10 protein-coding genes are annotated in these 10,756 nt (G+C 64.7%); 1 reads left to right on the top strand and 9 read right to left on the bottom strand.

From position 1 onward, the window contains the following. Positions 1–74: 74 nt before the first annotated feature. The 9 genes from K5Q19_RS12225 to K5Q19_RS12185 all read right to left on the bottom strand — a co-directional run bounded on the left by K5Q19_RS12225 (position 75) and on the right by K5Q19_RS12185 (position 9,415). A complete protein-coding gene (locus K5Q19_RS12225) occupies positions 75–377 on the bottom strand; it encodes a hypothetical protein (protein ID WP_292945469.1) in 303 nt (100 codons plus the stop codon). A gap of 4 nt (positions 378–381) precedes the next feature. Beyond that, positions 382–705, bottom strand: coding sequence for a YbjQ family protein (locus K5Q19_RS12220; protein ID WP_292945466.1), 324 nt, complete (start codon positions 703–705; stop codon positions 382–384). Further along, positions 705–1,130 carry a DUF1330 domain-containing protein gene (locus K5Q19_RS12215; RefSeq protein WP_292945463.1) on the bottom strand — a complete coding sequence of 142 codons (426 nt, stop codon included), beginning with the start codon at positions 1,128–1,130 and terminating at the stop codon, positions 705–707. The genes K5Q19_RS12220 and K5Q19_RS12215 overlap by 1 nt, the downstream gene beginning before the upstream one ends. Before the next feature lie 2 nt (positions 1,131–1,132). Next, the gene (locus tag K5Q19_RS12210; RefSeq protein WP_292945460.1) at positions 1,133–2,737 is read right to left on the bottom strand and encodes a long-chain fatty acid--CoA ligase; all 1,605 of its coding nucleotides are present in this window, start codon (positions 2,735–2,737) and stop codon (positions 1,133–1,135) included. Positions 2,738–2,762: 25 nt separating this feature from the next. Beyond that, positions 2,763–6,356, bottom strand: a complete 3,594-nt coding sequence (dnaE, locus tag K5Q19_RS12205; protein WP_292945457.1) for a DNA polymerase III subunit alpha — start codon at positions 6,354–6,356, stop codon at positions 2,763–2,765. Between the two features lie 161 nt (positions 6,357–6,517). Next, on the bottom strand, positions 6,518–6,928 hold the full coding sequence (locus K5Q19_RS12200; RefSeq protein WP_292945454.1) for a hypothetical protein: 411 nt from the start codon (positions 6,926–6,928) through the stop codon (positions 6,518–6,520). Positions 6,929–6,947: 19 nt separating this feature from the next. Next, positions 6,948–7,436 carry a glutathione peroxidase gene (locus K5Q19_RS12195; RefSeq protein WP_292945451.1) on the bottom strand — a complete coding sequence of 163 codons (489 nt, stop codon included), beginning with the start codon at positions 7,434–7,436 and terminating at the stop codon, positions 6,948–6,950. A gap of 70 nt (positions 7,437–7,506) precedes the next feature. Beyond that, positions 7,507–8,181, bottom strand: a complete 675-nt coding sequence (locus K5Q19_RS12190) for an ABC transporter ATP-binding protein (RefSeq protein ID WP_292945448.1) — start codon at positions 8,179–8,181, stop codon at positions 7,507–7,509. Beyond that, on the bottom strand, positions 8,174–9,415 hold the full coding sequence (locus K5Q19_RS12185) for a lipoprotein-releasing ABC transporter permease subunit (protein ID WP_292945445.1): 1,242 nt from the start codon (positions 9,413–9,415) through the stop codon (positions 8,174–8,176). Before K5Q19_RS12185 ends, K5Q19_RS12190 begins: the two co-directional genes overlap by 8 nt. A 172-nt stretch (positions 9,416–9,587) precedes the next feature. Here K5Q19_RS12185 and purF point away from each other — a divergent pair. Beyond that, positions 9,588–10,756: amidophosphoribosyltransferase (gene purF / locus K5Q19_RS12180; RefSeq protein WP_292945442.1), on the top strand; the 1,169-nt coding region annotated here is incomplete at its 3' end.

Genomic DNA, 10,756 nt, shown 5'->3' with positions numbered 1-10,756 from the left:
CCCCAGCCAGCAGGTTGAATCAGAAACAGCGGCGCTTGGGAATCCCTCGCGATTCAATCAATCTGAAAACGAGTCTAATCGGGCCGCTGCCCGGTCGGCAGGTAGCGCCGCTCGCCGCTCACGGGATCGTACCAGACATCGAGGATCTGGCCGGACTGGTGATCGACCTCGCGCTCGGCCGTCAGTTGCCAGTTGCCGCGCGTGCGGCGTTTGCGGGCGAGGTAGCCAGCGTCGAACACGGTACCCGCCACGATCAGCGCGGCAAACAGCAACAGCGGAAAACCGCTGCCTTCCGCACTGGCTGCCTGCACCAGCACACCGCCCATTGCGGCAAGCCCGGCAATCACCAGCGCGGCGACGCGGCCGTTCGGCGTCACGCGATCACTCCAGCGGCTTCAGTTTCACCGCCGTGCCATAGGCGACGACTTCGTTCATCGTCTGGCCGATCGAGCCCGAATCGAAGCGCATCATCACGACCGCGTCCGCGCCCATCAGCGAGGCGTTCATCACGAGGCGATCGATCGCGTGGCGGCGAGTATCCTCGACCAGCGCCGAATATTCCTTGATCTCGCCGCCCACAATCGAGCGGAGCCCGGCGATGATGTTGCCGCCGAGCCCGCGGCTGCGCACCACCACCCCGAAGACCTGGCCGAGACATTCGGTCACTTCACGGCCGGCGACATTCTCGGTGGTGGCGATGATCATCAGGCGAGGCTTTCCCGAGGGGCAAAGCGGACCAGCCGCGAAGTCGCGACCGCCGCCTGCCGGTGGACGACGACCGGAGCATAGTCCGGATCCTTCACCATGCCCATGAAACTTGCCGCATCGGGATAGGCCATGACGAAAGTCTCGTCCCATTCCCATTCGGCGGGTCCGGTGACCATCGCCTCGAACCCACCGGCCCAGACGATGTGCCCGCCGGCGCGCTCCAGCACCGGCTGGATCGTGCGCATGTATTCCTTGTAGGCATCGGCGCCGGTCAGTCCCTTGCCTGCCAGCGGATGGCCTTCGGGATAGGCGGCCTCTTCGCGGAAGCGCACGAGGTTGAGCATGTGGATCGGCGTATCGCGCGGGAGGGCCTTGAACTTGTCAAAGTTCTCGCGGCTCGGATCGATATAGGCTTCGGACATGTTCAGGCGCTCCACTTCCAGTCGCGGAACTGGTCGCGCAGGTCCTTCTTGCTGATCTTGCCCGTGCCGGTGTGCGGGATCTCATCCACAAAAGCGACGGCATCGGGGAGCCACCACTTGGCGACATGGCCTGCAAGATGTTCGCGCAGGGCGTCCTGACAGACTTCGGCACCGGGCTTCTTCACCACGACCAACAGCGGCCGTTCGTCCCAGCGCGGATGAGGCACGCCGATGGCCGCCGCCTCTGCAACTCCGGGGAAGCCAACTGCAGCATTTTCCAGTTCGACCGAGCTGATCCATTCGCCACCAGACTTGATCACGTCCTTGGTCCGGTCTGTCAGCTGAAGCGTACCGTCGGGATGGATCACCGCAACGTCTCCAGTATCGAACCACTGGTCGCCATCGGTCGCGTCAGCTTCGGCCTTGAAGTAGCGCTTCACCACCCAAGGCCCACGCACTTGCAGGGCACCCGAGGTCTTGCCGTCGCGCGGCAGAACCTTGCTGTAGTCTCCCAGATCAACGCAGCGCAGCTCAACCCCGAACGGCGCGCGGCCCTGCATCGCTTTGATCGAAACCTGCTCGTCGAACGAAAGCTCGTCCCAGTTCCACGTCTCGGCGCTCGAGGTCCCGATCGGCGAAGTCTCGGTCATGCCCCAGGCGTGACTGACCCGAATGCCGCGCCGCATGAGCCGCTCGATCATTGCGCGCGGCATGGCCGAGCCGCCGCACACAACCGTTTTCAGGCTTTCGGGAATCTCCGTGCCGGCGGCGTCGAAGTGCTGGAGCAGCCCGAGCCAAACGGTGGGCACGCCGGCCGATGTGGTCACGGCCTCGCGTTCCATGAGCTGGGCCAGCACCGCAGGATCGTTAACGGCGCTATAGACGAACTTGGCCCCCGCAGCTGCGCCTGCCCAGGGCAGACCCCAGCTGGCAGCGTGGAACATCGGCACGATGGGCAGCATGACAGTGCGGCAATCAACGCTGAACAGCGGCGGGGTCATGCCGATCATGGCATGGAGCACGGTCGAGCGGTGTTCGTAGAGCACGCCCTTGGGATTGCCGGTGGTGCCGCTGGTGTAGCAGAGCATGCAGGGATCGCGCTCGTCACCATCGGCCCATTCGCCCTCGCCGTCCTCGCTGGCGATCCAGTCCTCGAAATGCTCGGCAGGGCCGGAGCTGTCGAAGCAGATGTAGTGTTCGATCGTCTTCCAGCGCGGCTTCATCCGCTCAACCAACGGCGCGAAGGCGGCATCGAAGAGAAGGACGCGGTCTTCGGCGTGATTGGCGATGTAATCGAGCTGATCGTCGAACAGGCGCGGGTTGATCGTGTGGAGCACGCCGCCGACGCCGACCGCGCCGTACCATGTCACGAGGTGGCGGTGGTGGTTCATGGCGAGGGTAGCCACGCGGTCGCCCGGCTTGATCCCCAGCTTGGCGAGCTTCTGCGCCATGCGCATCGCATCGTGGCGGATGCCGGCCCATGTCGTGCGGCTTTCGCTGCCATCGGCCCAGCGCGAGACAATCTCGCGGCCCCCGTGCTCACGCGCAGCGTGATCGATGAAACGCGTCACGCGCAGGGACCAATCCTGCATGGCGCCCAGCTGCATCCTTAACTCCCCTTGAAACGTTATTCTATTCGACGAGCCGCAAGTGCCGGTCGGCCCGCGCGGTAAGGGCCACATTGGCAAGCCCTTCGATTGGAATCAATCGCTCGATGACATCCGAATCAAGTGAGAAATCATTGCCGAGCCGCATGACCGGCTCGCGCGAAGTTCCCGTGCGCAGGCGGGCAATCACTTCGCCCCTTGCCCCTTCCGCGCGCGGCAGCAGCAGCGCGAGTTCGGACATGGCCTCGGGCTTCGTCACATCGAGCTTCAGCAGCATCCGTGCAGCGCTGCTGACCGAAGCGAGCGGGCGCGCGCCGCGCACGGTGATGCGCGGGGGCTCATCGGGATTCGGGCGGTCGAGCTCGACATTGAGCAGCACGCAGGTGCCCTCGCGCGCCCATTGCTGGAACGGCTCGACAAGGCTTTCCTCGAAGCAGGAGGCGGAGAACTGGCCACTGCTGTCCGAGAAATCGGCGGCGATGAAATCGTTGCCCTTCTTGGTCTTGCGCCGGTTCACGCCTTCCACCAGCGCGGCCATGACCGCGCCGGTGCGGCTGCTCCCGGCGTCGCCATCCCCGCTCATCAGGCTGCCATAGGTCCGCGCGCCGTTGGCCGAGGCGACGGCGCGGTATTCGGTGACAGGGTGCGCGGCGAAATAGAAGCCGAAGGTATCTCGCTCGGCCGCCATCTGGTCCGCGCGCGACCATGGCGCGGCTTCCGCAAGGCGCGTGGCAGGGACGGCATGGTCCTCGGCACCGAAGAGCCCAGCCTGTCCTGATGTGCGCGAACGCACCGCCTCGTCGGCCACGGCCATCAGCAGCTCGGCATTGGCGGTGATCTGCGCGCGGTTGGGCTCCAGCGTATCGAAGGCACCGCCCGCCGCGAGCGCCTCCAATCCGCGCCGGTTCATCGCGCCCGCGGGCAGGCGGCGGAACAGGTCGTCGAGGCTGGTATAAGGGCCGTTCGCCTCGCGCTCCGCCACAATGGCGTCCATCGCCTTCTCGCCCACATTGCGCAGGCCGGCCAGAGCGTATCGCACGGCGTAGCCGTCCTCGGTGCGCTCGACGGTGAATTCGGCCTCGGAGCGGTTGATATCCGGCCCGTGCAGCGCGATTCCGGCGCGGCGCATGTCGTCGACGAAGACCGCCAGCTTTTCCGACTGGTGCATGTCGAAGCACATCGAGGCGGCGTAGAATTCGTGCGGGTAATGCGTCTTGAGCCAGGCCGTCTGGTAGGCGAGCAGGGCGTAGGCGGCGGCGTGGGACTTGTTGAAGCCGTAGCCGGCGAACTTGTCGATCAAGTCGAACAGCTCGTTGGCCTTCTTCGCGTCGATCCCGGAAACCTCCTTGCAGCCATCGACGAAGCGCTGGCGCTGCGCGTCCATCTCGGCCTGAACCTTCTTGCCCATCGCGCGGCGCAAGAGGTCTGCATCGCCCAGCGAGTAGCCCGCGAGGATCTGCGCGGCCTGCATCACCTGTTCCTGATAGACGAAGATCCCGTAGGTTTCGGCCAGAATACCTGAGAGCTTCTCGTGCGGGTATTCGATTTCCTCGAGCCCGTTCTTGCGCCGGCCGAACAGCGGGATGTTGTCCATCGGGCCCGGGCGGTAGAGCGAGACGAGCGCGATGATGTCGCCGAAATTGGTGGGCTTCACCGCCGCCAGCGTGCGGCGCATGCCTTCGGATTCCAGCTGGAACACGCCGACCGTGTCGCCCGACTGAAGCAGCTTGTAGACCTGCGCATCATCCCAGGCGAGCCGGTCGAGATCGATCTGGATGCCGCGCTTGGCCATGAGATCGACGGCCTTGCGCAGCACGGACAGCGTCTTGAGGCCGAGGAAGTCGAACTTCACGAGGCCCGCTTCCTCGACGAACTTCATGTCGAACTGCGTGACCGGCATGTCCGAGCGGGGATCGCGATAGAGCGGCACGAGCTGCGCCAGCGGGCGGTCGCCGATCACAACGCCCGCCGCGTGGGTCGAGCTGTTGCGCGGCAGGCCTTCCAGCTGCATCGCCAGATCGATCAAGCGGCGCACTTCAGGATCGCGGTCGTATTCGCGCTTGAGGTCGGCAATGCCGTTCAGGGCGCGCGGGAGCGGCCAGGGGTCGGTCGGATGGTTGGGCACCATCTTGCACAAACGGTCGACCTGCCCGTAGCTCATCTGCAGGATGCGGCCGGTATCGCGCAGCACCGCGCGGGCCTTCAATTTGCCGAAGGTGATGATCTGCGCGACGTGATCGTCGCCATATTTGCGCTGGACATAGCGGATCACCTCGCCGCGGCGGGTTTCGCAAAAGTCGATATCGAAGTCCGGCATCGAGACGCGTTCGGGATTGAGGAAGCGTTCGAACAGGAGGCCGAGCTTGATCGGATCGAGATCGGTAATGGTGAGCGCCCAGGCGACGAGGCTGCCCGCGCCCGAACCGCGCCCCGGCCCGACCGGAATACCCTGTTCCTTGGCCCACTTGATGAAGTCGGCCACGATCAGGAAGTAGCCGCCGAAGCCCATGCGGTTGATGATGCCGATCTCGAACTCGAGGCGCTGGCGGTATTGCTTCACCTCGTCCCAGTGGCCTTCGGCGCGCAGGACTTCGGCGGGAAGGCCGTCCATCTCCTCGACCGGGCAGGTGAGCGCGGCGGCCAGTTCCTCGGCAGCGGCATCGGGGTAGTAAGGACGAAGCCGCGCAACCAAGCCGTGGCGCGAATCCTCGGCCATCATCCGCGCTTCGCCTTCCTTGTCGCCGGCGAGGCTGGGAAGGATCGGGTTGCGCTTCGGCGGCTTGAACGCGGTGCGCTGCGCGACGACGAGGGTGTTGGCGAGCGCTTCGGGGAGATCGGCGAAGATCTCCTCCATCATCAGCGCGGGCTTGATCCACCATTCCTTCGAGGAGCGCGGACGATCGGCGGAATCGACGTGGGTGGAGCTGGCGATGCAGAGCATGGCATCGTGCGCATCGTAGAACGCGCGCTCGGCAAAGCAGGCCGGGTTGGTGGCGACGAACGGGAGATCGCGGGCATAGGCGAGGTCTATCAGCGCGTCCTCGGCGGCCATTTCCACCGGATCATTGCGGCGCGCGAGTTCGATATAGAGGCGCTGCGGGAACAGCACTTCGATCTCGGCAAGATAGGCCTCGGCGGCGGTCTGCTGGCCATCGGCGAGCAGGCGGGTCAGCGCGCCCTCCCCCGCTGCGGTCAGGCAGAGCAGGCCGTCGGTGTGGCCGGCAAGCTCGGCGAGCGGCACATGCGGCGCGAATTCGAGCGGCCGCGCCAAGTGCGCCTGGCTGACGAGGTGGCAGAGGTTGTCATACCCCTTGGCATCCTGCGCATAGAGCGCGAGCCAGTCGATGGTCGGCGCGCTGGCCCCGAAGCCGGTGTTCGCCGCCCCTTCCCGCGCCGGACGCGCGACCGCGAGCATAGTGCCGATGACGGGCTGCACGCCCATATCGAGGCAGGCCTTGGCAAAGGCGACGCTGCCATAAAGCCCGTTGCGGTCGGTGATCGCAGCGGCCGGAAAGCCCCGTTCGGCGGCCGTCTTGGCGATGGCCTTCGGATCAATCGCGCCATCGAGCATCGTGTAGGAGGAGTAGATGCGCAGCGGGACGAAGGGGGCGTGGAGCATACAGGGAAGCTAGGACTTGGGGGGTGATTCTGCGAGGGTTCGGAGGGGCATTATCAACCGGGAATAAGGCCCCATCGCCGGCCCGTGTCGAGCAAAGTCGAGACACCAAGCGCCGCGCACGGTGTTTCGACTTCGCTCGACACGAACGGATCAGAAGCCTCTCACCAGAACTTCAACCGATGCTTGATTCTTTGCCACAGAGGCTTTGGTACGACCGACGCATGTGATCCAGCAAGGCGAGCACTTGGTTGATTGTCAAAAACGATGCCCAAGAGCTTTTTAGTCGAAAAGCTGAAAGCTTCTGGCACCTCGATTAAGGCTGATCCAGTGCGCTGCAAAACTCTATCGACAAAAACTTCGATGGATTGGCCACCGGCGCCCCAAATAACAAGATGATGTTCGGAATGCTCAACCTCGATTAGCAGATTATCTGGATCGGATGCTCGGATGCGCATCGTTACTGTCGACATGCTAGGGACTTTGATCTCGTCCGCCCACGGCTCAAGCCAGAGCAGCAGCTCACGAGGTCCGCAATTGCACAAACCCCAATGCCAATCTGCTGCATCAGGCATAAAGCCTTTCCGCTCCCCCTTAGAGCAAAGCCTCGATATCCGCCGCCAGCTTCTCCGGCTTGTCCGTCGGCGCATAACGACGCACGACCTTGCCATCACGGCCGATCAGGAACTTGGTGAAGTTCCACTTGATGCCCTTGGTGCCCAGCACGCCCGGCGCTTCGGCCTTGAGCCACTGGTAGAGCGGATCGGCGCCGTCGCCGTTGACTTCGATCTTGGCCATGAGCGGGAAGCTCACGCCGAAGTTGACCTTGCAGAAGCTCTCGATCTCGTCCGCCGTGCCGGGTTCCTGCCCGCCGAACTGGTTGCAGGGGAAAGCCAGCACTTCGAAGCCGCGCTCGCCGTACTTCTTCCAGAGTGCTTCCAGCCCGTCGTACTGCGGGGTGAAGCCGCACTTGGAGGCGGTGTTGACGACGAGGAGGGCCTTGCCGGCCTTGTCGGCGAGGCTGAGGTCCTTGCCGCCGGGCATCTTCACGGTGAAATCGGCAATGGTCTGCGGGCTGGTCATGCTTTGGGCTCCCCTGATGTGCTTTGGCCGCAGGCTGGCACGGCGGGGCTCGGGGATCAAGCGGAGAGGATCAGGCCAGCAGCCCTTCGTGCAGGCGCACCACGCGGTCCATGCGCAGGGCAAGGCGCTCGTTGTGCGTGGCGACGAGGGCAGAGCTGCCTTCCTCGCGCACCAGCCTGAGGAACTGCTCGAGCACCTTGTCAGCCGTCGCTTCGTCGAGATTGCCGGTGGGCTCGTCCGCCAGCACGAGGCCGGGGCGATTGGCCAGCGCGCGGGCGACAGCGACGCGCTGCTGCTCGCCGCCAGAAAGCTGGCTGGGCCGGTGCGTCAGGCGGTGGCCGAGGCCGAGCGCGGTGAGCAGCTCTTCCGCCCTCGCCTTCGCCTCGCCAGCAGCCTTGCCCGCGATCAGCTGCGGCAGGACGACGTTCTCGGTCGCGTTGAAATCCGGCAGCAGGTGGTGGAACTGGTAGACAAAGCCCAGATGATCGCGCCTTAACGTGGTGCGCGCATCAGCCGAAAGCGCGCTGGCTTCGATGCCGGCGATCTCGATCTTCCCGGTAAACCCGCCCTCAAGCAGGCCGACCGCCTGCAACATGGTCGATTTGCCCGAGCCCGAGGGGCCGAGCAGCGCGACGATTTCGCCCGGGCGGATGGCCAGATCGATGCCGCGCAGCACTTCGATCGTCTCGTCACCCTGGCTGAAGCTGCGCCGCAGATCGACGAGGCGGACGAACGGCTCACTCATAGCGCAGCACCTGCACCGGATCGGTGCTGGCCGCGGTGAGCGCCGGATAGAGCGTCGCGAGGAAACTGAGCACGAGCGCCATCAGGCAGATCACCGTGATCTCGAGCGGATCGCTGCGGCTGGGCAGTTCAGTGAGGAAGCGGATCTGCGGGTCCCACAACGGCTGGCCGGTGACGTACTGCACGCCGTTGACGATGTTCTGGCGGAAAAACAGGAACACCATGCCCAGCGCAAGCCCCACCGCGGTCCCCAGCGCGCCGATCACGAAGCCAATGGTGACGAACACCTTGAGCAGACTCTTCCGCGTCGCGCCCATGGTCCTCAGGATCGCGATGTCGCGGGTCTTGGCACGCACCAGCATGATCAGCGAAGACAGGATATTGAACACCGCAACGAGCACGATGATCGAAAGCACGACGAACATTGCCACCCGCTCGACCGCCAGCGCCTCGAACAGGCTGGCGTTGATCGTCTTCCAGTCGGTCACTTGCGCGCGGCCCAGCAGCGCCTGCTTGATGGGCGCGAGCGTCTGCGCGGCGGTATCGGCGTTGGTTGTGGTCACCTCGATCATGCCGATGGTATCGCCCGTCAGCAGCAAGGTCTGCGCATCAGCAATGGGCATCACGACATAGGCGTTGTCGTAATCATAGACGCCGATTTCGAAAATGGCGGCAACCTTGTAGCCGATCTGGCGCGGCACGGTGCCGAACGGCGTCGAGCGGCCCTGCGGATTGATGATCGTGATCGTATCGCCGATCTGCGCGCCAAGGCTTTCGGCAAGGCGCGAACCAATGGCGACGTTGGTCGAGCCCGGGCGCAATTCGGCGAAGTTTCCGACCACGCGCTTGGCCTCGAGCCGCTTGAGATCAGCCGCGGTGTTCCCGCGCACGAGGATCGCCTCGACCCGGCCGTTGAAGGTGGCAAGCAGCGGCTGCTCGATCAGCGGGCTCGCGCGGGTGACGCCGGGTGTGGCTTCCACCCGCTTCAGGATATCCTGCCAGTCATCAAGCCGGCCGCCATAGGCCTGGATGATGGCGTGACCGTTCAGACCGACGATCTTGTCGAGCAATTCGGCGCGAAAGCCGTTCATCACGCTCATTACGATTACGAGGGCAGCCACGCCAAGCATGACCGCGACGAGGCTGATCCCGGCCACCATCGCGATAAACGCCTCGCCCCGGCCCGGCAGCATGTAGCGCTTGGCGATCGTCCATTCGAAGGGCGAGAGGATCAAGTGCGGGCTCGCTTCAGCATCTGTGCGGCCATCTAGGCGCATGCACGCGGCGTGGCAACCGTGCGCACGGGACGAAACTGCGGATTGGAGACACTTGCGTTACGCCCCAAAGCTCGCCACATGGCGCGCTAAGGCGCTGGTACAGGCGCCGCAGCGCAGATCCGGAACACCCATGAACCTCACCGATCCCCTTTGCGGCGCGGCCCATCCTTTTTTCGACGAGAACGGCGACAAGCTACGCGAGGAATGCGGCATTTTCGGCGTGCTCGGCGCGCGCGATGCCGCCGCCATCGCCGCGCTTGGGCTGCATGCGCTGCAGCACCGCGGGCAGGAGGCCGTCGGCATCACCAGTTTTGACGGGCAGGAGTTCTATTCCCGCCGCGGTCTCGGCCATGTCGCGCAGAACTTTTCGAGCGGTCAGGCGATTGCCGAACTGCCTGGCATGATGGCAGCGGGCCATGTCCGCTATTCGACAACCGGCGGATCGGGCCTGCGCAACGTGCAGCCGCTCTTCGCCGATCTCGCCACCGGCGGTTTCGCCATCGCGCATAACGGCAATATCTCCAATGCGATGACCCTGAAGCGCGACCTTGTCGCCAAGGGTGCGATCTTCCAGTCGACATCGGACACCGAGGTGATCATCCACCTTGTCGCCACCAGCCGCTACCCCACGCTGCTCGACCGTTTCATCGATGCCCTGCGGCTGGTCGAAGGCGCCTATTCGCTGATCTGCCTCACCAACGAGGGCATGATCGCCTGCCGCGATCCGCTCGGCATCCGCCCGCTTGTCATGGGCAAGCTGGGCGATGCGGTGGTGTTCGCCAGCGAGACCGTGGCGCTCGATGTGATCGGCGCAGACTTCGTGCGCGAGGTCGAGCCGGGCGAGATGATTCAGGTCGGGCATGATGGCGAGATCCGCTGCCACCGCCCGTTCGGTCACCCGAGCCCCCGGCCCTGCATCTTCGAGCACGTCTACTTCAGCCGCCCGGATTCGATCATGGGCGGCCGTTCGGTCTACGAAGTGCGCAAGGCCATCGGCGCCGAGCTGGCGCGGGAATCGGCGGTCGAGGCCGATCTCGTCATCCCTGTGCCGGACAGCGGCGTTCCCGCCGCACTCGGCTTTGCCAACCAGTCGGGCATTCCCTTCGAGCTTGGCATCATCCGTTCGCACTATGTCGGCCGCACGTTCATCCAGCCTTCGGACGGGGCGCGCCATGCCGATGTGAAGCGCAAGCACAATGCCAATCGCGCGCTGGTGGCGGGCAAGCGCATCGTGCTGATCGACGATTCGATCGTGCGCGGCACGACCTCGATGAAGATCGTGCAGATGATGCGCGATGC

The sequence above is a fragment of the Novosphingobium sp. genome (genome assembly GCF_019748365.1).
Classification (GTDB): Bacteria; Pseudomonadota; Alphaproteobacteria; order Sphingomonadales; family Sphingomonadaceae; genus Novosphingobium.
Note: the sequence above shows the minus strand (reverse complement) of the source record. Positions and strands in the feature narration are given on the sequence as shown.

Excerpts from the sequence above, each read along its gene's own strand:
- K5Q19_RS12210 (WP_292945460.1), bottom strand. The coding sequence starts at position 2,737 with ATGCAGCTGGGCGCCATGCAGGATTGGTCCCTGCGCGTGACGCGTTTC.
- K5Q19_RS12200 (WP_292945454.1), bottom strand. The coding sequence starts at position 6,928 with ATGCCTGATGCAGCAGATTGGCATTGGGGTTTGTGCAATTGCGGACCT.
- K5Q19_RS12220 (WP_292945466.1), bottom strand. The coding sequence starts at position 705 with ATGATCATCGCCACCACCGAGAATGTCGCCGGCCGTGAAGTGACCGAA.
- K5Q19_RS12215 (WP_292945463.1), bottom strand. The coding sequence starts at position 1,130 with ATGTCCGAAGCCTATATCGATCCGAGCCGCGAGAACTTTGACAAGTTC.
- dnaE (WP_292945457.1), bottom strand. The coding sequence starts at position 6,356 with ATGCTCCACGCCCCCTTCGTCCCGCTGCGCATCTACTCCTCCTACACG.
- K5Q19_RS12195 (WP_292945451.1), bottom strand. The coding sequence starts at position 7,436 with ATGACCAGCCCGCAGACCATTGCCGATTTCACCGTGAAGATGCCCGGC.
- K5Q19_RS12190 (WP_292945448.1), bottom strand. The coding sequence starts at position 8,181 with ATGAGTGAGCCGTTCGTCCGCCTCGTCGATCTGCGGCGCAGCTTCAGC.